We start from the raw sequence: 22256 nt of genomic DNA, 5'->3' as shown, positions 1-22256 counted from the left end.
ACATCACAGAGAACCGGGCCACCGGCAGGCGCCGGCCGCCCCTACCCAACCCCATACTGGCTGATTCCGCCCTATGAACGCTCCAATACTCCCCGAGGCAGCCCGGCAGGCCATGGAAGCCGTGTCGATCGACGACAAGTACGCGCTGGAATCCGGCCGCGCCTACATGAGCGGCGTGCAGGCCCTGGTGCGGCTGCCACTGCTGCAGCGGCGGCGCGACACCATGGCAGGCCACAACACCGCTGCCTTCATTTCCGGCTACCGCGGCTCGCCGCTAGGCACCTATGACCAGGCCATGTGGCAGGCCAGGAAGTATCTCGCCGACAACCATGTTGTGTTCAAGCCCGGGGTCAACGAAGAGCTTGGCGTGACGGCCGTGTGGGGATCGCAGCAACTCGACTTCGATGCGGCCAGCAAGAAGTACGACGGCGTGTTCGGCATCTGGTACGGCAAGGGCCCCGGCGTCGACCGCAGCGGCGATGCACTCAAGCACGCCAACCTGGCTGGCACCTCGCGGCTGGGTGGCGTGATCGCGCTGGCCGGCGACGACCACGTGTCCAAGAGCAGCACGCTGGCGCACCAGAGCGACCACACCTTGATCGCCTGCGGCCTGCCGGTGTTCTTTCCGTCCAGCGTGCAGGACATTCTGGACCTGGGCGTGCATGCCTTTGCCATGAGCCGGTTCAGCGGCCTGTGGTCCGGCATGAAGACCGTGCAGGAGGTGGTGGAGTCGGGCGCCTCGGTGGTCACCGACTCGGACCGCGTCCGCATCCTGCTGCCTGAAGACTTCGCGATGCCTGCGGGCGGCCTGCATATCCGCTGGCCGGACGATCCGCTCGCGGCCGAGGCGCGCATGATGGAGTTCAAGTGGCCGGCGGCACTCGCCTATGTGCGGAGCAACCGCCTGAACCGCAACGTGGTCGAGGGCCCCAACGACCGGCTGGGCATCATTGCCAGCGGCAAGGCCTACAGCGATACGCGCCAGGCCCTGCTTGACCTCGGACTCGATGACGCCGCCTGTCGCGCGCTCGGCATCCGGGTCCACAAGGTCAGCGTGGTGTGGCCGCTGGAATCGCTCAGCGTGCGCGAGTTCGCGCACGGCATGCGCGAAGTGCTGGTGGTGGAGGAAAAGCGCCCCCTCATCGAGCAGCAGCTCAAGGACGAGCTGTACCACTATCCCCCCGACGCTCGCCCGGCCGTCTTCGGCAAGTACCACCACACCGACGGCGTGGGTGGCGAATGGAGCCATCCACGGCCGGCCGAGGACTGGCTGCTGCGCGCCAAGGCCGACCTGTCGCCGGCGCTGGTGGCCAAGGCCATCGCCCAGCGCCTCCGGCTGCTCGGCGTGCCGGCCGATGTGGCGGCGCGCATGGACGTGCGTCTGAAGGAAATCGAGGCCAGGGAACGCGCCACCGCCCAGGGCGACTCGCGCGGCACCGACCGCCTGCCATGGTTCTGCCCGGGCTGCCCGCACAACACCAGCACGCGCGTGCCGGAAGGCTCGGTGGCGACGGCCGGCATCGGCTGCCACGGCATGGTGGTGTGGATGGACCGTTCTACCACCTCGTGGTCGCAGATGGGCGGAGAAGGCGTGCACTGGATGGGCCAGGCACCCTTCAGCAAGCGCAGCCACATGTTCGCCAACCTGGGCGACGGCACCTACAACCACTCCGGCCTGCTGGCGGTGCGCCAGTCCATCCATGCCGGCGTGAACTTGACCTACAAGATCCTGTTCAACAGCGCCGTGGCGATGACCGGTGGCCAGCCGGTGGACGGGCAGCTAGACGTGCCGGCGATGTCGCGCGAACTGGCCGCCGAGGGCGCCAGGCAAATCGTGGTGGTCACGGATGAACCGGACAAGTACAAGGGTGTCGCCAACTTGGCAACGGAGGTCACGGTGCGCCATCGCGACGAACTCGATGCCGTACAGCGCGAGCTGCGCGAAGTCAGCGGGGTCACGGCGATCATCTACGACCAGGCCTGCGCCACCAAGAAGCGCCGCGAGCGCAAGCGCGGCACCATGGTCGATCCTGCGAAGCGCGTGGTCATCAATGAACTGGTGTGCGAAGGCTGCGGCGACTGCTCGGTAGAGAGCAACTGCCTGGCCGTGCAGCCGGTGGAGACGGAATTTGGCCGCAAGCGCAAGATCAACCAGGATACCTGCAACAAGGACTTCTCCTGTACCAAGGGCTTCTGCCCCAGTTTCGTCACCGTCGAGGGCGGCCAACTCAGGCAGCCGTCGACAGCAGCCCGGCGCCATCCGGCCCCGAGCGACATCCCGATGCCCGCCCTGCCCGACGCGGCGACGCCGCGGCGCATCGTCGTGGCGGGCATTGGCGGCACCGGCATCGTCACGGTCGGCGGCGTGCTTGGCATGGCCGCGCATCTCGAAGGCAAAGGCGTCATCACCCAGGACGCCACCGGCATGGCACAGATGGGCGGTTCCACCTGGAGCCACATCCAGATCGCTGCCAGCCCCGATGCCCTGCATGCCAGCCGGGTGGATATCGCGATGGCCGACCTGGTGATTGCCTGCGACACGGTGGTGGCGGCCAGCAAGGCGACCCTTGCCGCCATGTCGCCTGAGCGCACCTATGTCGTGCTCAACAGCCATGTCACCCCCACCGCCGCCTTTGTGCGCAATCCGGACTGGGACGCACAGACCGCGGAGGCCGTGAGCCGCATCGCTCAGGCTGTCGGCGAAGGCCAGCTCGGCAGCTTTGACGCCGAGCAGGTGGCAAAGGCCGTGATGGGTCAGTCCATCTACGCCAACCTGATGATGCTGGGCTACGCCTGGCAGAAGGGCCGCGTGCCGCTGTCGCATGCCGCGCTGATGCGTGCGATCGAGCTCAACGGCGTGCAGGTGGACAGCAACCAGGCCGCCTTCGAATGGGGCCGGATGTGCGCGCACGACATGTCACGCGTTCCGGTGCGCGCCGCCGACGCACAAGTGATCCAGTTTGTGCGCAAGCTGTCCGTCGAGGAACTGTTGAAGCAGCACGCCGAGTTTCTGACCGGCTACCAGAACCGGGCTTATGCGGCGCAATACGAGTCGTTTGTCGGCCGCGTGAAAATGGCGGAATCGGTGGTTGGCGGCACCCGAATGACCGAAGCCGTGGCGCGCTCGCTGTTCAAGCTGATGGCCTACAAGGACGAGTACGAGGTGGCCCGCCTGCACACCGGCGCCGCATTCCGCAAGCAGATCGAGTCGATGTTCGAAGGCAAGGTCCGCCTGGTGCACCACCTCGCGCCGCCCCTGTTCGCCAAAAAGAACCAGGATGGGCAACCCGTCAAGGGCGCCTACGGCCCCTGGATGCACGCGGCCTTCGGCGTACTGGCCCGCTTCCGCGGCCTGCGCGGCACGGCATTCGACCCGTTCGGCTATACCGCCGAGCGCAAGCTGGAGCGTGCGCTGATCGCCGAATACGGCCGCTGCATCGACGGACTGCTGCAGAAACTGTCCGCGCAGAATCTGGACCTGGCGCTCGAGATCGCGCGCCTGCCGATGGAGATCCGCGGCTATGGCCACGTCAAGGTGCGCAACCTGGCCGCCGTCCGCCCCCGCTGGGAACGGCTGATGGCGCAATGGGAGAACGGCGAGGTCCGGCACGAGGCAAGCGGGCCCGCCGTGGCTGCCTGAAGATAAATGGTGTAGAAGCCCCGCCCGTTGCGGAGCGGGGACCATCAGAGAAAACAAGGAGACAAACCATGAAATCCATGCTGCATCGCGTCGGACACGCCCTGGGTGCCATTGCTCTTTCCGCCTGTGCCGCCAGCGCCCTGGCCCAGGGTGGCTACCCGAACCGCCCCGTGCGCATCATCGTGCCGTGGCCGGCTGGCGGTGGCGTCGATACCGTGACCCGTACCGTGGCCGAGAAAATGACCGCGAGCCTCGGCCAGCAGTTCGTGGTCGACAACCGGCCGGGCGCCACCGGGAACATCGGCGCCGGCATGGGCGCCAAGGCCGTGCCGGACGGCTACACGCTGCTGGTGGCCAGCGCGCCCATGGCTATCAATGCCAGCCTGCAGAAGAACCTGCCGTTCGACCTGGGCAGGGATTTCGCGCCGCTGGGACTGATGGCGAGTTCGCCCTACATGCTGGTGGTCAATCCATCGGTCGCCGGCTCGGTCAAGGAACTGGTGGCACGGGCGAAAGCCGAGCCCGGCAAGCTGAGCTATGCATCGGTCGGCCCCGGGACCCAGCAGAACGTGGTGAGCGAGGTGTTCAAGGAGATGGCCCACGTCAACATTGTCCACGCCCCCTACAAGGGCGGCCCCCAGGCCCTGACCGACATGGTCGGCGGCCACATCCAGATGATGTTCCATGGCGTGCCGGCAGTAATGCCCTTCGTGAAGGGCGGCCAGCTCAAGGGGATTGCCGTGGCGAGCAAGCAGCGCCTGCCACTGTTCCCTGAAATACCGACCATGGCCGAGGCCGGCTTCCCGGGCATCGAGGCCAGCGAGTGGTATGGCCTGGTGGCGCCGGCCGGCACGCCGAAGGAGATCGTCGCGCTGCTGGCCAAGGAAATTGAGAAGGCACTGAATGCGCCCGGCGTGCGCCAGCAACTCGCCAACAAGGGCTACGAGCCGGCCAGCAGCAGCTCTCCGGACCAGTTCGCCACCTTCATGGCCGCCGAGCAGAAGAAATGGGCGCTGGCCATCAAGCAGACCGGCTTCCGCCTGGAATAACGGGCTGGTGCCCCGCTGCGGCGGGGCGCGACCACAAATCAGGAGACTTGTTATGAAATTCCAGGCGCGACGCGAACGACAGGTGCTGGGCGCGATCGCGCGCGCCGCCATGCGGCCGCTCGTCGGACCTGCATTCCAATAATGCGGCAATCAGCCATGGGGGCCGCATCGCTGCGCGGGAGACTTGCAATGCCCTCGATCGCACCACGCTCAGCCCGGACGCCGCGGAGCACTGGGGTGGCGCGTGGCCCTTATGGCATCCCTCGAGATCCCGGTCGGTCAGGTCATTCGGCGCCGCCTGGAGGAAACGTTGGAACCGCCCCGCCAACCCGCTCCGATGGACAACCGGCCCCGGATTGCCGGAGACTTCAGGCATTGAATTAATGCGACGCCCCCAGGACATGGACAAGCCTCCGCTGGCACCAAACGCCTTGCTCGATGCGACGCTGCGCGCCGTTCCACGCCGCTATCGCCTGCCGGAACTTGACGATGCCTTTGCGCCAGCCCTGGATGCCAGTCCGGCAACGACGCTCGCACTCGTGATCGAACAGGCCCGCGCCGCGCTGGCGCGTGGCGAGACGCCGGATGCGGCCTTGAAAGATCGCTTCACTGGCGCGCTCGCGCGCATGGTGCGGGAAGCGATGCGTGCGGATGGCGGCGATCCGGTGTTCCAGGCGATGGTCCTGCGGCATCGGGCCGCGCCGGTGCGGGAATATGCGTCGCTGTCCGCGCGCGCGGACCAGGACCGCCGCACCATCCACGCTGCGGTCAATGCGCTTGCCCATCCCGGCAAACAGCAACGCCTCGGCGCCGGCCCGCAGCGCGAGGCGCTGGCCCGGATGCATGCATACGCGGGCGCTGCAGCCTGGGACGAATTGCACGAGGCCGCACAGCGACTGCTGGACACCCCGCAGACGCCTGCGTCGGTGGGGGGACCGCCGCCGGCGCGCGGACTGACGCTGTTGCTGGAACACCCGGCCCTGGCACGTCTGCGGCGCCTGGATACGCTGGCGTCGGACGCGCAGGTCGTGGCATACCGGAGGCTGTGGGAACGGTACGGTCCGCGCTCGGGCAGCGCTTCGGCCGTCGCGCAGGGCGTGTCGTCACGGCGGCGTGGCGAAGCCGCGGAGGCGCAGGCCACGCAGGCGATCGAGGCGTTGGCGCAGCGCCTTAACGCCGCGGCGGGCGCGTCGGCACCCTACCGCGTGGTGACGTCGATGCGCGTACCGGCCGCGATCCCGGCCGCGCATCAGCACGCCAAGAGCGAATGGGATGTGGTGCTGCTCGGGCAATCTGCCGCGGCAGGTGAGACCGCCGATGAAACTCCGGCCTGGAATGTGTGCCTGCTGGTCGAGGTCAAGGCCTCCGTCGATGCTGCGACCACGGATTTCCCCCGGCTGCTGCGCGGCTTGCGGCTGCTTGCGCACGCGGACAAGGACGTCGTTTATCCGTTTGCGACCCGGCAAGGCACGGTGCCGCTGCGCGGTGCCGCGCTGTGCGCCCTGCCCTCGGCCGCTGCGGCGCTGTCCCGCACGGTGCTCTATTGCTGCGACGCGCCTGCCGAGCCGACACCGCGCCTGCTCGGCGCCGCCAGCCGCATGCAGTTGCTGTCGGCAACGCCGACCCTGGACTTCGCCGCCGCGCTGACCGCGGCATCGCCTGCCGGCGTGCGCGAGCTCGAGCCGGTCTGGCGTGCGCTGCTGGAAGCGCCCGGCTGGCGCGCCGTGCTCAACCAGTACGCAACGCTGCGGCAGGTGCGCGAACTGATGGTGCATACGGACGACTTGGTGGCCGCGGTGTAGGCAAGGCAGGCATGGCCGAGCCAAAGGCGCGCCAGCGTGATCGCCCTACGGTCCACCACCAGGGCGCGGCGCCAACAGGTCTTCGAAAAAGAAGGCCGCCAGCTGATGACGTCCGTTCACCTTGGCTTTGGCATAAAGATTGGCGGCGTGCTGCCGCACGGTCTTCGCTCCGGTCTCGCGCACGCCGGCGATTTCTTCCAGCGACAGGCCTTTGACCAGCAGTAACGCGACGTCCCGTTCGGCCGGGGTCAGGCCCCAGCGCTCGAACTGCTCCTGCATCGATTGCAGGAAATCGCGCGTGGAACGTTGCGCGGCGGCATCGCGTTCCGCCGCCGCGCGCGCCGCGGCGGCGGCCGAATGCTTGAGCGTTTCGAACTCGTTCAGCGCCCGCCGGCGCTCGCCGATCACGATCCCGAGGATCACCAGGAAGGCAATGGTCGCGGCGGTTTCGGCATAGAAGTGGAACGACGGTCCGCTGCTGACAAGCTGGTACAGGTCCCATGCCTGATAAAGCGGAAAGACGGCAAGCAGGAGCAAGAACTTTGGGGGCATAGGCGTTCGGTCTCGGGCCGGCCAGGGCAAGCCGGCGGGCAAAAACGAGCATTCGCGGACGCGTAATGTAACTGATTCTCAATAACAGGCCAAGACCCCGCGGCGAATGTAGTGACGCTTAAAGTGGCGCAGGTATCACAATTTCCGCGGCGGGACATATGTCCCATGCTCCATCATGTGCTGGGTATGACACTTCAATACGGAACAAAGAGCCTGAACGGACCCGGCAAATGCCAGCAGAGGGTCTTCAACGCGTTGAACATGAGAATGAGTCGCATTAGCATGGGTCGGTGTTTTTCCTCCCCAAGCATTCCGGCTGCTCTCCCCAGCACATTCACCTGAGGCCCCCAACGCATGCAAGAGATCTTCGTACTCGCCCACGTACCGACCCCTGCCGTCAACGAAGGATTCCTGCCCGCGGCGCGCGCGCTTGGACGCTCCGTCGTCTTATTGACCGATTGTGCCGACGCCCACCGTGCACACTTTGCCGGCGCCGGTCTGCCCGCCTACCCGGATGACATCGTCGCGTGCGATGTCTTCAATCCGCTTGCGGTGATCGATGCCATCACGCGCCGCGGCGGCAAGCCCGCGGCCGTGTTTTCGAATAGCGACCACCTGCAGGCGGCCACGGCGATCGCCTCGGCGTACTTTGGCCTGCCGGGCAAGGACTGGCGCACCGCCTACGCCGCCAAGAACAAGGCCGAGATGCGGCGGCGCCTGCAAGAGTCGGGCATCGACACGCTCTGGCACGCGGTCGTTTGCGACAGCGCCGGCCTGGCCGCGCTGGCCGACGTGCCGATGCCGTGCATCGTCAAGCCGCGCGAAGGCGTGGCCAGTCAGCAGGTCAGCCTGGCGCGCAGCCACGCCGAGCTGGCCGAGCATTGCGGCGCGATCTGGGCGCGGCACCCGGGCCAGGTATTGCTGCTGGAAGAGTACCTGGAGGGCCCGCTGTATACGCTGGAAACGCTGGGCGATGGCAAGGAACTGCGCGCGCTGGGCGGCTTCCGCGTGACCCTGTCGCCGCCGCCGTACTTCGTTGAGCTGGAAGCGGTATGGGGCACCGGCCTGCCCGCTTCGGTCGAGGCCGAGGTGCTCGACACCATCCGCCGCTTCGGCATCGGTTTCGGCGCCTGCCATACCGAATACGTGCTGACCGCGAACGGCCCGCGCCTTATCGAGATCAACTACCGCAGCATCGGCGACTACCGCGAGTTCCTGCTGTCCGACACCCTGCAGTTCCCGCTGTTCGAGCAGGTCTTGCGCCTGCACCTGGGCGAGGCGCTGCCAGCGCTGGAGGTGCCGAGGCGGGCGGCGTGGATCCGCTATTTCACCGCGCAGGCGGAAGGTACGCTGCGCCATGCGCCGGCACACAGCCAGCATGAAGGCGACGGGGTCCGGCTGACCTACCAGCCCTTGCGCAAGGTGGGCGACGCCATCCAGCTGACGAATTCCAACAAGGACTACCTGGGCGTGCTGCGCGGCAGCGGCCCCGACAGCGCGGGCCTGGCCGCGGCGGTCGAACTGGCCAGCAGCAAGCTCGCCTGGGAGATCGCGCAATGAGCGGCCGCATGACTGACCACCCGTCCCGGTCCGCCACTGCCGCCGACGCGGATGTGGACTACATCTGCGTTCGCGTCGTCGATACCCTGCTGCGCGAGGACGTGCGCGCCTGCGTCAGCCGCGGCGAGTTGTACGGCGCTGACGCGGTACCGGGTGCCGCGCACGGTTTCGACGCCGGCCAGCAGTGGCTGCGCGTCCCGCGCCTGGGCGCCGGCGTGCTGTGGGTCCCGGTAACACCAACGCGCTACATGCAGCAATGGCGCCTGACCCGCCTGCCAGTGCTGCACGAAGCCGGCGGCGTGTTCTCGGCGCTGCATCAGGTCGACACCATCCTGGCTGCCTTTGCGGACGGGCTGCCCGAGGCGGATGCGCGCCTGTTCGCCGCCTACGCCGAGGAGTGCCGTGTCGCGGCGGAGCATCGCACGGTCTCGATGGCCGAGCGCGCACGCTGGTTCGCGCAGGCCGACAGCGCGGACGGACACGCGCTGCCCGCCTGGAACCAGCGCATGCTGCACTACGATCGCGTCGCGGGCTTCCTCGACCATCCCTACTACCCCACCGCGCGCGCCAAGCTGGGCTTTGCCGCCGCCGACCTGGCCCGCTACGCGCCCGAGTTCCAGCCCGCATTCGCGCTGAACTGGCTCGCGGTCCCGCGCGAGTGCCATCATCCCGCCGGCGATGCGCTGCCGCCGAACTGGCCCGATTTCGCCGCGGTCGGCCTCGATCCCGCGCTCGCCCGCTCGCATGCGCTGGTGCCGGTGCATCCCTTCGTCTGGCAGCATCACCTCGATGGCTTCCTCGCCGACTGCGGCCTTGACGGCCAGGTCATTCGCGCACCACGGGCCTGCCTGCGCGTGTCGCCGACCTTGTCGGTGCGCTCGCTGGTCGTGCTCGACGCGCCCGCATGGCATATCAAGCTGCCGCTGACGATCCGCACCCTGGGCGCCAAGAACATCCGCACCATCAAGCCCAGCACCATCGGCGACGGCCATCGCATCCAGACCCTGCTTGGCGACATCGTTCGCCAGGAACCCGGCCTGCACGGGCAGGTGCTGCTGACCGACGAAGCCAACGGCGCCCATGTCGACCAGCGCCCGTTCCTGGGCTATATCCTGCGCCGCTATCCCGAGCCGCAGCTGGCGGACAAGACGGTGGTCGCGGTGGCGGGCCTGCTGGCTGAAACCGCCAGTGGCCGGTGCGTGGCCGAGGAACTCGCCGGTCGATATCACGGGGGCGATCTCGATGCCTGGCTCGACGCCTACCTGGCGCTGACCCTGCAGCTGCACCTGACGCTATGGTTGCGTTATGGCGTGGCGCTGGAATCCAACCAGCAGAACTCGATGCTGGTGTACGGCGCCGACGGCCTGCGCCTGATGCTCAAGGACAATGACGCCGCGCGCATCGACCGCGCCATGCTCGCGCGCCGCTGGCCGGCCCTGGCGGCCCGCCTCGATGGCCTGGAAGACCAGCGCATCGGCGTCGACGCGGCATTGCCGCTGGCGCAGATGTTCGTCACCATCACGCTGGAGCTGAACATCGCGGCGCTGGTCCAAGGCCTGGCGCAGCGTCGCGGCACCGACCCCGCCGCGGGCTACGCGCGCGTGCGGCGCCACGTGGAGGCTGTCCTTGCCGACCTGGCCGCCGCGGGTGAAGACACCGCATTCGCGCGCCAGGTGCTGCTCGATGACGACCGGCTGCACCTGAAGTACCTGCTGACCGCCGCGTCGCTGGCGGAAAAGGCGCAGACCGGCGCAACCGACGTCAACAAGTTCTACGGCAAGCGTGCCCCCAATTTCCTCAGGGTGGCCGCATGAGCGCCGGCACGCGGCAGGTGGTCGCGGTGGTGATGCTGTGCCATTTCATCGCCGCGTTCGCGGCGCTGGGCATGCCGCCGTTCTTCGCGCTGATCCTGCAGCGCTCGCTGCACAACGACGTGCCATGGCTGGCGGGCGCGTTCTACGTGGTGCCCACGCTGCTGGCGGCGATCTCGGCGCCATGGTGGGGCCGGCTCGCCGACCGCTTCGGCAAGAAGCCGCTGCTGATGCGCGCGCAGCTGGGGCTCGCGGCAAGCTTCCTGCTCGCCAGCTATGCGACCAGCTCGTTTGCGTTCCTGGCGGCGCTGGTGCTGCAGGGCGTGCTGGGCGGCACGTTCTCGGCCTCCAACGCCTACCTGGCCACGGTCGCCAGCGGCACCACGCTCACGCGCAGCCTGACGGCGATGCAGTGGTCGGCCCGCGCCGCGCTGGTGGCGGCGCCCGCCTGCCTGGGCCTGTGGATGGGCGCCGAATCGCCGCTGCTGCTGTACCGCTGGCTGGCGCTGCTGCCACTGGCCGCCGCGGCGCTGATTGCCCTGCTGCCGGCGGGCGGCGCCACCGGCACGGCGCAGCGGCCGGCGGCACGCTCCCCTGGCGCCGGCGGCGCCAGCTCGGCGGCGCCGGCCACGCCGCGGCAGATCTATGCGCTGCAGTTCGCGTTCGTGTTTGCCACCGTGGTGACGTTCCCCTACTTCATTCCGGACCTGCAGCAGCGCATGCCCGCCCTCGCCACGGCCACCGCCGGGCTGCTGTTCGGCCTGCCGCACCTGGTGTACCTGGCCGCGGCACCGCTGCTGTCGCGGCGGCTGGGGCTGGCGCCGTCGCTGACGCTGCTTGCCACCGCCTACGGCACGCTGGCGCTCGCGCTGGTGGCGCAGGCCGCGCCCCTGGGACTGCCCGCGCTGGTGGCCTGGCGGCTGCTGATGGGCATCGCCATGACGGTGGGCTTTATCGCGCTGCATGCGCTGGTCGCCAGCGTGGTGCACGCAGGCAACGCCGGCCGCACCTTCGGCTGGTTCGAAAGCAGTTCCAAATGGGGTGGCGTAGCCGCCGGGCTTGGCGCCGGCGCGGCGGTCAGCCTGGCCGGCCAGCGCGCGCCCTACCTGCTTGGCGCGGCCTTGCTGGCGCCGGCCGTCGCCTACCTGGTCCTTACCGCCCGACAGCGGATGAGCCCGCTCTGATCCCTCCAAGAACGAGGTCACAAGACAATGCAAACGCAAAGCAAGATGGAATATGCCGGCACGCGCCACCCGTTGGGCGAGAACGCTGAACCGGCAAGACTGGCAGGACTGGCCGCCGCGCGGCGCTGCCAGGAAACGCTGCTGAACTGCTACTGCCGCGAAGTCGCGGCCCCCGCCGGCCAGTTGCGCGTTGGCCCGCCCGCCGGCCAGAACGACTGGCCCGCGACCATCGCCATGGCCCTGCAGCGCGCAGCGGCCGAGGTGGCCCAGGTGCTGGAAGTGCAGCTGCCGCATAGCCACGGCCGCTTGCTGGCCGTGGTCGGCGGTGCCTGGCTGACCGGCAACTACCGCTACCTGTCGCCGCTCTTCCACAAGGCCGAGAACAAGCCGTGGGCGCTGCTCGACTGGGAAGCGCTGGCCGCGCTGCTGTTGCGCGAGATGGCGCAACAGCACGAGCTGCCGCTCAACACCGAGTTGATGGAGCAGATCCGCAACAGCGTCGCCGTCAGCACCGAAGTGCTGTCGGTGCCGGTATCCGAGACCATCCCGGCCGACCCGGTCGACGCCTATATCGACTCCGAGCAATCGCTGACCTTCGGCCACCCCTTCCACCCCACGCCGAAAAGCCGCCAGGGTTTTTCCGACGAGGACCTGCTGCGCTACTCGCCTGAGTTGCGCACCCGCTTTGCGCTGGCATGGTTCGCGGTGCCGCGCGACGACATCGCGCAGCAGTCGCTGCTCGGCGTGAGTTGCGACCAGCTGATCGCGGCGAATGCCCCGGCCGTAGCCGCCGGCCGCGTCGCAGTGCCGGTCCATCCGTGGCAGGCCGGCTACCTGCGCGAGCATCCGCTGGTGCGCGCGGCGCTGGCAAGCGGACGGGTGCAGGACCTGGGCACGCAGGGCGCGGACTTCTTTCCCACTTCGTCGATCCGGACCTTGTACCAGCCCGGCAATCCGTACTTCTACAAGCTGTCGCTGAACATCCGCATCACCAACTGCGTGCGCAAGAACGCCTGGTATGAGCTGGAGAGCGCCATGCACGTCAACCGCGTGCTGCGCCCGCTGCTGCCGGAGCTGGCGCGCGCGTTCCCGGGCCTGGCGCTGATGGAGGAGCCGGCGTTCCTGTCGGTCGACCTCCGGCACGCCGACATCGAGCAGAACCGCCAGGTCATCGAAGGCTTCGGCCTGATCCTGCGCCAGAGCGTGGATACGCTGCGCGCGCCAGACTGCGTGCCGCTGCTGGCCGGCTCGCTGTTCGGCAACCACTATTACGGCGATGCCCGCATGCAGCGGCTGCTCACGGCGCTCGCCGCGCAGCACGGAACCACGGTGGATGCCATGACCGAGCGCTGGTTCTCCGCCTATGTGGAGCAATTGGTTTACCCGGTGTTCCACCTCTTCTTCGCGCACGGCATCATCTTCGAGCCGCACCTGCAGAACGTGGTGCTGGGCCTGCGCCAGGACATGCCGGCGCAGCTGTTCCTGCGCGACTTCGAGGGGGTCAAGCTGACGCCTGCGAGCCATCCCGCGTCGTCCATGGCCGGCATCAGCGAGCGCGCCCGGTCGTCGCTATGGTATGACGAGGAGCAGGGCTGGAACCGCGTCGCCTATTGCCTGTTCGTCAACAACCTGTGCGAAGTGATCGCGCAGCTCGGTGCCGGCAGGCAGGCCCGGAGCGCGCGGCTGTGGTCGGTGGTGCGCCATCACCTGCATACCTACCAGCATCGCCACGGCAACGCGGCGTCGGCGCGGCGCATCAACGGCCTGCTGGCCGGCCGCCCGTTCCCGGCCAAGACCAATTTCAGCAACCGCTTCTTCCAGCGCGCCGACCGCGCCTCGACCTACGTGCCCGTCGCCAATCCGATTCCCTTCGCCGGCCTGGAGGCGGCATGGCAATGACCGCCCCCGTACTGCGCTGGTCGCATGTCGCCGACCACCTGCACCAGGCGCGCGCCGGCACGGGCGCCCCGCTCAGCGCCTACGTCTACGACCTCGAGGCGCTGCGGGCCCACGCCGCCGCCATCGCCGGCAGCCTGCCGCAGGGGTTCGAGCTGTTCTACGCCATCAAGGCCAACTCCGACCTGCCGATCCTGCAGACGCTGGCGCCGCTGGCGCACGGCTTCGAGATTTCTTCCGGCGGCGAGCTGGCCTGGGTGCGCGAGCACTTTGCCGAGGTGCCGCTGATCTTCAGCGGACCCGGCAAGACCGATGCGGAACTGGCCGGCGCGCTGGATCTCGGCGTCGAGGCGCTGCATGTGGAAAGCCTGCATGAGCTGGAACGCCTGGCCTGGCTCGCGCGCGAGCGCGGCACCACGGCGCCGGTCCTGCTGCGTGTCAACCTGGCGCTCGAAGGGCTGCAGGCGACCACGCTGATGATGGGCGGCAGGCCCACGCCGTTCGGCATCGCCGGCGACCAGCTGCCCGCCTGCCTGGCATGGCTGCGCGCGCACCCCGAAATCCGGCTGCGCGGCTTCCATTTCCACCTGATGTCCCACCAGCTCGACGCCGCCGCCCACCTGCGCCTGCTCGATGCCTACCTGCAGCAGGTCAGGCGCTGGCGCGCGCAATACGGGCTCGACACGCTGGACCAGGTCAACGTCGGCGGCGGCATCGGCGTCAACTACCGCGAGCCCGAGCGGCAGTTCGACTGGGCCGGCTTTGCCGAAGGCCTGCCGGCGCTGTCGGCGCGGCGCGACGGGCTGACCGTGCGCTTCGAATGCGGCCGCTATATCACCGCGTTCTGCGGCTACTACGCCATGGAGGTGATCGACGTCAAGCACGCCTTCGACCGCGCCTTCGTCGTGGCCAGCGGCGGCACGCACCACTTCCGCACGCCCTATGCGCAGGGGCACAGCCATCCGTTCCGGGTGCTGCCGGTGGCGTCCTGGCGCTATCCGTTCGCCCGCCCCGGCGTGCGCGAGGCGCGCGTCAGCGTGGTCGGGCAGCTCTGCACGCCCAAGGACATCCTGGCGCACGACGCATACGTCGACAGCGTGCGCGCCGGCGACCTGGTGGTGTTCCCCTATGCCGGCGCCTATGCCTGGCATATCTCGCACCACGACTTCCTACGCCACCCTCACCCACGGCACTGCTACCTGCCCGTGGAGGATACCCATGCTGCAGCCTAACCGGCTCAAGGCCGCGCTCGCCGCCGGGCACGATGTGTTCGGGCTGATCAACTCGCTGCCGTTGCCGCTGATGACAGAGATGATCGGCTACGCCGGCTTCGACTTCGTGATCCTGGACCTCGAGCATGCCGGCGTGAACCCGCAGACGCTCGAGAACATGATCCGCGCCGCGGAATGCGCCGGCACCACGGCACTGGTGCGGGTGCCGCGGGCAGCGCCGGACATCATCCTGCGGGTGCTGGATGCCGGCGCGCAGGGCATCGTGGTGCCGCACGTATGCAGCCGCGCGACCGCCGAGCTGGCGGTCCACAGCACGCGCTACCACCCGCTGGGCAAGCGCGGCATCGCCGGGGGGCGGACCACCGGCTTCGGTACGCTGACCTTGCCGGAGTACATGGAACGGGCCAACCGCGAGCTGATGGTGGTGGCCATGATCGAGGACCGCGCCGGCGTCGATGCGATCGAAGAGATCGTGGCCGTGCCGGGCATCGACATGGTGCTGGAGGGCGCGATCGACCTGTCGCAAAGCCTGGGCGTTCCCGCCGAGGCGCAGCATCCCGCCGTGCAGGCTGCGATCCGCCGCATCGCGCAGGCCTGCCAGGCCAGGGGCGTGCCATTCTGTGCCATTCCGCGCGCGGCCGGACAATGCGAGCAATGGCGCGAGCAAGGCGTGCACGCCTTCCTGCTGGGAGACGACCGCGCCACGGCGTTCCGCGCGATGAAGCAGCTGGTGGCGGGCTACCGGCGCGAACGGTCAGGCTGAACCCTGGACAGCCGGCATCGCCGGATCGCGGGTGGCCGGCCGATGGCCGGGGTGCGTCCCGGTGTGGTGGCATCGGCACGCCGCGTCTCCGGCGGCGTCCGGTAGCCCCGACCTGTTCTTGCAGTCCTGCGCGTAATTTCTGCACCGCTTCCGCCCCCCGTCGCCGCAGCGGGGGCCGGCGCCGCGCCGCGCGTCTGGAACGGGATTTGCACCGGTTCGCCCGCCTTTTGAAACAAGGAGGTGCTATGTCAACCATCGAAGAGTCGATCGACGTCCGGGTGCCGGTGCAGGTCGCGTATCAGCAATGGTGCCGGTTCGAAGAATTTCCGCGGTTCATGGAGGGCGTCGAGGAGGTGAGGCAGCTCGATGACCGCCGTCTGCACTGGCGCGCCGAGGTCGGCGGAAAGCACAAGGAGTGGGATGCCGAGATAACGCAGAACGTCGCCGACCAGTGCATCGCGTGGCGCAGCGTCGCCGGGGCGGAGAACTCGGGCCAGGTGAATTTTTCTCCGCTGGATGCGGGCGCGACCCGCGTGTCCGTACGCATGAACTACGAAACCGAGGGCGTGGTCGAGGCGGTCGGCGATGCCGCCGGCGTGCTCAAACGCAAGGTCGAAGGCGACCTGAAGCGCTTCAAGGAGTTCATCGAGGGCCGGGCATGACGGCGCCGTCGTGACCAACCGCGGTCGCGGCCTGCCCGGGCCGCGACACCAGCGCCGTTTCCGCCTGTTCCTCCCGCAAAAGCCGGCGCCCTGCCCGTCGTGCCACCGGCCGCCGCAGCTGCCCCTTCCCGCCTGAGTATTCCCGTTCCGTTCGTCCAACAGGTTGATGCGCCAGACGGCGCCGACGAGCTGGCCCACAGTCGCGCGACTTGCCGGTGGGTCGGCGCGCCGCGCGCAGAACCCCTGCTCGAGGGCGCAGACCACGACGCCATCTTGCAGGCCCCGCGTTTGCTGGCGCAGCTGCGCCGCAGCGTCACCTGCGGGCGCTGCTGACCGTGATCACGGCGGGAGCCACCGTGACCGGGCTGATCTTCTGGCTCAGGCGGCCGACGCCGCGAACCGCTCGGCCAGGAATGTCGCGCATGCCGCCCACGAGCGCCGGTCGGCGGCGGCGTCATAGACGATGCCGCGCTCCGGGAAGTTGGCGCCTTCGAACGTGAACGCGTGGCGCGCATGGCCATAGGCATGCAGCTGCCAGTCGGCCCCGGCCTGCGTCAATTCCGTGGCGATGCCGAGCACCGCCGCGGGCGGCGCCACGGGATCTTCCCAGCCATGCAGCAGCAGCACGCTGGCGCCGATGGGGCCCTGCGGGCCGATGCGCGGCGGCTGCAGCACGCCGTGGAAGCTGACCGCGGCCACCAGGCCGGGCGCGGCGGCGCGCGCCAGGTCCAGCGCGCACAGGCCGCCGAAGCAGTAGCCCACCGCGGCCATGCGCCGCGGGTCCACGCCGGGCAACCGCGTAGCCGCTGCAAACCCCGCCAGCAGGCGCCGCCGCAGCACGCGGCGGTCGGCCAGCAGCGGATCCATCAGGTGCGCGTTGTCGCCCTGCTCGTCGCCGCGCACGCCCTTGCCGTACACGTCGGCGGCAAAGCAGGGATAGCCCAGTGCCGCGAAGCGCTCGGCGCAGCGGCGCATCGCCGCGTTCAGGCCGCTCCATTCATGGGCCAGCACCACGCACGGCATGGGTGACGCGGCCATAGCGGCTGGCCTGGCGAGGTAGCCCTCGAATACCGTGGTGCCGTCGGTATAGGTGATGAAGCCGCGCTCCGGCGGCAGGCTTGCAGCGTTCATGGTTCCCTCCGTTCAGGCCGCCAGCATGCGCCCGCGCAGGAACGCTGTATTGAACGTTTGGGACGTGGGCGGCGCGCGCCGCCGGTGCGCCGGTCAGAGGTAGAAGGCCGGCGCGCCGGCCGGGCGTTGCCCGAACGACGCCGCCAGCGGCGACTGGCCACGGCGCGCATACGCGCCCGGGGTCTGCGCCACGCGCCGGCGCCAGGCGCGGATCTGGTGGGCCTGGTCGCTGTAGCCGTCCAGCGCATCGCCCGCGCCGCGCTGCACCGCCTGGATGCTGTGCTGCAGGCGCTCCAGGTCCATCAGCTGCCTGGGCCCCAGGCCCAGCTGCTGCTCGAACCAGCGGTTCAGCTGACGCCGGCTGACCGCCATCAGGCCGGCCACCTGCTGAACCTGGCGCCCCTGGCGCAACAGCGCGTGGGCCGCGCGCAGCGATTGCAGCATTGCCGGCTCGCGTAGCGTGGCAAGCCGCCGCAGCAGCCAGGCATCCAGCCGGGCAACGATCCGCGCCGGCGTCCAGGCGGCGCTCAGGTCGGCGCTGAGGGCATGGCTGGCGCCGTCTCCCAGGTAACCCGCGAGGTCCAGCAGCTGGTCGCGGCAGTCGGGCCCGATGCCGGGAAACAGCCGCGCCAGCCCGGCACCGCTCAGCATGGCCATGACGAAATACGTGTCGGACCACGAGCGCCAGCGCCGGCTGGCCGACTGGAAGCCCAGCAGCGACACCGTCGGCACGGTGGGACCGCCCACCATCGCGTTCGGCCGGCCGAAATTGACCGACAGCACCGCGCCCGGATACGGGCAGGTGGTGATATCGCTGCCCGCGTAGGCACCTTCCAGGTCCTGCACGAACCAGTAGCCGTCGACATAGGGCGTCAGGGATGGGCACGGGGCGAGGACCTGGAACATGATGCAGGCGCGCACGGGGCGCGCTGGGGTTGGCACGGGCATACCTTTATCACAGCCCGAGCACCCACGGCGCAACCACCCGGCCCCATGAAAAAACGGGCTTCCGAAGAAGCCCGCCCTTTGTTGCCGCGACAGCGCCGGAATGCTGGCGTCGCCGCCGTCATCCCGCTCAGGCCGGTACCTGCGTTCCGGCTGCCGCGGTCTCCTTCGAGAACAGGGTCCTGGCGTTGGCGACGTGGCTCTTCAGCACCGGCCGCAGCACCATGATCGCCAGGAAGGCCGCGGTCAGGTCCATCGCGGCCACCGTGTAGAGCACGGTGGACCAGGTGCCGGTCGCTTCCATCATCAGGTTGCCAATCGGCACGAACAGTGCGCCGATGCCCTTGGCGGTGTAGAGCACGCCATAGATCTTGCCGATGTGCTTGGTGCCGAAGGCGTCTCCGGCGAGCGCCGAGAACAGCGAGTAGACCTCGCCCCAGGCCAGGAACACCACGCCGGACAGGATCAGGAACGCGTACGGGTTGCTGCCGAAGTAGCCCAGCGCGATGATGCCCAGCCCTTCCAGCGTGAAGGCGATCACCATGGTCTTTTCGCGGCCGATATTGTCCGAGATCCAGCCGAACAGCGGCCGCGAGATCCCGTTCATGATCCGGTCCAGCATCAGCGCCAGCGGCAGCGCGGCCATCACGAAGAAGTGCAGGTCGACCTTGAACTCCTTCACGCCGAGGTCCTTGGCGATCACGCCCAGCTGCGCCACCGCCATCATGCCGCCGGTGACGACCAGCACGAACATGATCAGCATCAGCCAGAACAGCTTGGTACACAGCGCTTCCTTGAGCGTGTAGTCACGCGTGGCCTGGACCAGCTTGGCCGACGCCTTGACTTCATGCGACTTGGGCGAACGCAGGAACCACGCCGCGATGAAGGCGAGCGAACCCTGCAGCAGGCCGAAGAACAGGAAGGTGTGCTGGAAGCCCTGCGACTCGATCATCGCCGCGATCGGCAGGATGGTCGCCGCCGAGCCCGCGCCATAGCCGCCGGCGGTCAGGCCCACGGCCAGGCCGCGGCGGTCCGGGAACCACTTGAGCGCGTTGTTGATGCAGGTGGCATAGATCGAGCCCACGCCCAGCCCGCCCACCGCCGCGCCGACGTAGAAGCCCATCAGCGAGGTCGCCTGCGAGTTGATGCACCATGCCGCGCCGATAAACACCGCACCGAACGCGACCATCATGCGCGGCCCGAACTTGTCGATGAAGTAGCCTTCGATCGGCGCCAGCCAGGTCTGCACCAGCACAAAGACGGTAAAGGCGACCTGGATGCTGGCACGTGACCAGCCGTAGGTGTCCTGGATCTCCGGGACGAACAGGGTCCATGCATACTGGATGTTGGCGGTGGCGATCATGCAGATCACCCCCACGATCAGCTGCATCCAGCGTGTGCCTTCCGGGACCTGGTGATTGACGCCCATCCCCATTGCCGTTGGATTACTCATTGCGCGCTCCTTGAATCGATTGGCCATTAATTTGCGACCGGGTGGGGGTATATATGGTCGCGCTGCGCCTCAGCTTAGGGGTGGCTGCTGGCATTTCATGTCTCCTAATGTCATTGGCATTTATGTGCCTCTTATCACGACGCGACCTGAGGTCTCCGCCCTCACCTCTCTGCCAAACTTTGGAGTGGCGATGGGATACACAGTATGTGATATATCAACGAAGTCAAGCGAAAGCCGGGGCAGGGTTTTCACTGAATTAATGCGGACCGGGGATGGGCGCCGAATATTCACGACAAAATCGCATCAGAAGCTGGATGCAAAACACCGGGGCGGCACCGGAGAGTGGCGGCAATCCCTTTGCTGGCGCGGAAATCCTGGTCCCAGGCCCGGCATTGATGAGTATTTCTGCTGAATCCCCCGGGCCCACAATTTCGCCTGATCATTACAATATTGTCATGCTGACGGCGGGCTAATGATTACAGCACTGTAATGATTATGCGTAGCCGCCACATGGAATCCCGGCTAAATTCCAACTATTAATCTCGTGCCAACATAAAAAAATGCCCGCAGGCGAACCTGGCGGGCTGAGGCATGGTGCGTGACATCGGCCGCAACATGTAGTTGCAGTTATAGATGATGAATGGAAGCGGTCAAATACCGGAAATCGGTTTCAGGCCGATTAATGGGCAAACTCAGAGAAAACCCTGAGAAAATCATTGGGTCGCCCCCGCCGATTATGGCGAAACCGGGTTCGATGATGACAAGGCTGTCATTTCCGGCGCACGTTGGAATACCGCGGCGCTGGTGCGGTGCGCGCCGCATGTAGACGAAATCGTCATCCCTGCGCCTGGAATAGAGGAAACAGCAAACGCAGTAGAACGCTGCGTAAAACGACCCGCCGGTTGGCCCTGCCTGCCTCACAGCGCTCTGCATCCTAGATGAAATTGATAGAATTCTGCGCGGAGTAGATGTTTTGGTAAGTCCTGTAGAAGCTATGGTAAGCTCCGCGGGCATCTGCCCCCCTTCCCCGACGTCCGTATGGCTCACGCACCACTAGGCTACGACGCCCTGATCCGCCAGTTCGGCCTGCGCGTGCCGCCGCTGCGCTGCACCTCCGCGCTTGGCGACAAGACCGGCGTATTGAGCACGCACACCGGGCCGGACGGCACCACGCGCACGGTCTACCCCCGCAACCGCTACCGCGGCGGCGACACCACGGTGGACCACCTCACCTTTGCGCTGAAGAAGGAACAGGTCGACCTGACCGTGCTGGCCGCGCTGTTCGAACAGCCACAGGCAGTGCAGGACGTGCAAGCATGGCTGGCCGCGACGCCGACCTCGCGCTATGCCCGGCTGAGCGCCTTCTATGCCAAATGGCTGGCCGGGGCGCAGCTCGACTACAAGTTGCCGGCGGGCGCGCCGCGGGTGCTGGCGCTGGACGAGGCGGAATACGTGACCGGCCCGTCGACGCCGGACCTGCAGTTCGGCATCCAGAACAACCACCTCGGGCCGGCGGCATTCTGCCCGGTGGTGCGCCGCACCGACAAGCTGGCGCGCTGGCTCGCCGCCGACTTGCCGGGCCGTGTCGGCAGTGCCATCCAACGCCTGGAGCCGGAGCTGCTGGCGCGCGCGGTGGATTATCTCTACCTGGCGGAAACCCGCTCGACCTATTCGATCGAGCATGAGATTCCCGATAACCAGCGCGTCGCCAAGTTCCGGCGGCTGCTGGAATATGCCGGCCAGCGCGCGCCGCTGACCGAATCCCAGCTGTGCGAATGGCAGAACGAGATCATCTCGGGGCTGCGCGCCGAATACAGCTTCCGTGACCAGCAGAACTGGCTGTCGCGCGGCGGGCGGCTGCGCAATATCGCGGACTATATTCCGCCGCCGCCCGCGCAGCTGGGCGCGATGATGGATGGCATTGCCGCGGTCGCGGGGCTGGTCGAGACCCAGGCGGCAAACCCGATCGTGGTGGCGGCGTGCGTGTCGTTCGGCTTTGTCTTTGCGCATCCGTTCTATGACGGCAACGGCCGTCTGCATCGCTTCCTGATCCACCACCTGCTGCGCCAGGCCGGCGTGACGCCCGCGGGCGTGGTGCTGCCGGTGTCGGCGCGCATGCTCAAGCAGCTCGACGTCTACGCCGGGCTGCTCAAGGCCTATTCGGCGCCGCGCACGGCGCTGCTCAATTACGCGCTGGATGCGGACAGCGACACCATCCTGATCAAGTCGCCGCAGCCCTACTGGCTCTATGCCTCGTTCGACGCCACCGCGCTGTGCGAATTCGTGTTCGAGTGCATCGAGCAGTGCGTCGAGCAGGACCTGGCGCAGGAAATCCAGTACCTGCGCGCGTACGACGCCAGCGTGACCCGGCTCGAAAGCTGGCTGGACCTGCGCCAGTCGCGGCTGTCGAACCTGATCGACCTGGTCGTGCAGAACCACGGCGAGCTGTCGCGGCGCAAGCGCAAGCTGTTCGAGGACCTTACCGACGACGAACTCGCGCGCATCGAAGCGGTGGTGCGCGACGAGTTCGCGGACTATCTGGAGCGCCACGGCAGCCACTGAAGCAGGCGGCGCGC

Annotated in this window: 16 protein-coding genes; 12 read left to right on the top strand and 4 right to left on the bottom strand. The window is 68.0% G+C overall.

Going from position 1 to position 22256, the window contains the following annotated elements; translation table 11 throughout:
- The first annotated feature begins 73 nt into the window (after positions 1–73).
- The 3 genes from A3AG_RS0121225 (at position 74) to A3AG_RS0121210 (ending at position 6491) form a co-directional block, all read left to right on the top strand.
- A complete protein-coding gene (locus A3AG_RS0121225; protein WP_018007367.1) occupies positions 74–3640 on the top strand; it encodes an indolepyruvate ferredoxin oxidoreductase family protein in 3567 nt (1188 codons plus the stop codon).
- 68 nt (positions 3641–3708) lie between these two features.
- On the top strand, positions 3709–4689 hold the full coding sequence (locus tag A3AG_RS0121220) for a tripartite tricarboxylate transporter substrate binding protein (RefSeq protein WP_018007366.1): 981 nt from the start codon (positions 3709–3711) through the stop codon (positions 4687–4689).
- 401 nt (positions 4690–5090) lie between these two features.
- The gene (locus tag A3AG_RS0121210; protein ID WP_018007364.1) at positions 5091–6491 is read left to right on the top strand and encodes a hypothetical protein; all 1401 of its coding nucleotides are present in this window, start codon (positions 5091–5093) and stop codon (positions 6489–6491) included.
- A 45-nt stretch (positions 6492–6536) separates the two neighbouring features.
- On the opposite strand, the gene A3AG_RS0121205 is transcribed toward A3AG_RS0121210, so the two are convergent.
- Positions 6537–7028 carry a helix-turn-helix transcriptional regulator gene (locus A3AG_RS0121205; protein ID WP_240619913.1) on the bottom strand — a complete coding sequence of 164 codons (492 nt, stop codon included), beginning with the start codon at positions 7026–7028 and terminating at the stop codon, positions 6537–6539.
- A 369-nt stretch (positions 7029–7397) separates the two neighbouring features.
- Here A3AG_RS0121205 and A3AG_RS0121195 point away from each other — a divergent pair, with 369 nt between their 5' ends.
- From A3AG_RS0121195 to A3AG_RS0121165, 7 genes are all read left to right on the top strand, one after another.
- Positions 7398–8603, top strand: coding sequence for an ATP-grasp domain-containing protein (locus A3AG_RS0121195; protein ID WP_026164359.1), 1206 nt, complete (start codon positions 7398–7400; stop codon positions 8601–8603).
- Positions 8604–8611: 8 nt separating this feature from the next.
- Positions 8612–10417, top strand: coding sequence for an IucA/IucC family protein (locus A3AG_RS0121190; protein ID WP_204321163.1), 1806 nt, complete (start codon positions 8612–8614; stop codon positions 10415–10417).
- The gene (locus tag A3AG_RS0121185) at positions 10414–11598 is read left to right on the top strand and encodes an MFS transporter (protein WP_018007359.1); all 1185 of its coding nucleotides are present in this window, start codon (positions 10414–10416) and stop codon (positions 11596–11598) included. Before A3AG_RS0121190 ends, A3AG_RS0121185 begins: the two co-directional genes overlap by 4 nt.
- Before the next feature lie 27 nt (positions 11599–11625).
- A complete protein-coding gene (locus A3AG_RS0121180; protein WP_240619912.1) occupies positions 11626–13497 on the top strand; it encodes an IucA/IucC family protein in 1872 nt (623 codons plus the stop codon).
- Positions 13494–14726 carry a type III PLP-dependent enzyme gene (locus tag A3AG_RS0121175; RefSeq protein WP_018007357.1) on the top strand — a complete coding sequence of 411 codons (1233 nt, stop codon included), beginning with the start codon at positions 13494–13496 and terminating at the stop codon, positions 14724–14726. The genes A3AG_RS0121180 and A3AG_RS0121175 overlap by 4 nt, the downstream gene beginning before the upstream one ends.
- On the top strand, positions 14713–15489 hold the full coding sequence (locus A3AG_RS0121170) for an HpcH/HpaI aldolase family protein (protein WP_018007356.1): 777 nt from the start codon (positions 14713–14715) through the stop codon (positions 15487–15489). The genes A3AG_RS0121175 and A3AG_RS0121170 overlap by 14 nt, the downstream gene beginning before the upstream one ends.
- A gap of 245 nt (positions 15490–15734) precedes the next feature.
- Positions 15735–16151 carry an SRPBCC family protein gene (locus tag A3AG_RS0121165; protein ID WP_018007355.1) on the top strand — a complete coding sequence of 139 codons (417 nt, stop codon included), beginning with the start codon at positions 15735–15737 and terminating at the stop codon, positions 16149–16151.
- A gap of 378 nt (positions 16152–16529) precedes the next feature.
- Here the strand turns inward: A3AG_RS0121165 and A3AG_RS0121160 are convergent, their stop codons facing one another.
- The 3 genes from A3AG_RS0121160 to oxlT all read right to left on the bottom strand — a co-directional run bounded on the left by A3AG_RS0121160 (position 16530) and on the right by oxlT (position 19680).
- Positions 16530–17282, bottom strand: coding sequence for a dienelactone hydrolase family protein (locus tag A3AG_RS0121160; protein ID WP_018007354.1), 753 nt, complete (start codon positions 17280–17282; stop codon positions 16530–16532).
- A gap of 93 nt (positions 17283–17375) precedes the next feature.
- The gene (locus A3AG_RS0121155) at positions 17376–18224 is read right to left on the bottom strand and encodes a helix-turn-helix domain-containing protein (protein WP_240619910.1); all 849 of its coding nucleotides are present in this window, start codon (positions 18222–18224) and stop codon (positions 17376–17378) included.
- Between the two features lie 133 nt (positions 18225–18357).
- Positions 18358–19680, bottom strand: a complete 1323-nt coding sequence (oxlT, locus tag A3AG_RS0121150; protein WP_018007352.1) for an oxalate/formate MFS antiporter — start codon at positions 19678–19680, stop codon at positions 18358–18360.
- Between the two features lie 272 nt (positions 19681–19952).
- Between oxlT and A3AG_RS34070 the strand changes: the two genes are divergently transcribed.
- Together A3AG_RS34070 and A3AG_RS0121145 are read left to right on the top strand one after the other, a co-directional pair.
- Positions 19953–20153 carry a hypothetical protein gene (locus tag A3AG_RS34070; RefSeq protein ID WP_147310034.1) on the top strand — a complete coding sequence of 67 codons (201 nt, stop codon included), beginning with the start codon at positions 19953–19955 and terminating at the stop codon, positions 20151–20153.
- A gap of 565 nt (positions 20154–20718) precedes the next feature.
- A complete protein-coding gene (locus tag A3AG_RS0121145; protein WP_018007351.1) occupies positions 20719–22242 on the top strand; it encodes a Fic family protein in 1524 nt (507 codons plus the stop codon).
- Positions 22243–22256: the final 14 nt, after the last annotated feature.

The sequence above is a fragment of the Cupriavidus neocaledonicus genome, from assembly GCF_000372525.1.
GTDB classification, from domain to species: Bacteria; Pseudomonadota; Gammaproteobacteria; order Burkholderiales; family Burkholderiaceae; genus Cupriavidus; species Cupriavidus neocaledonicus.
The sequence above is the reverse complement of the archived record's forward strand: the minus strand, read 5'-3'. Positions and strand labels throughout refer to the sequence as shown.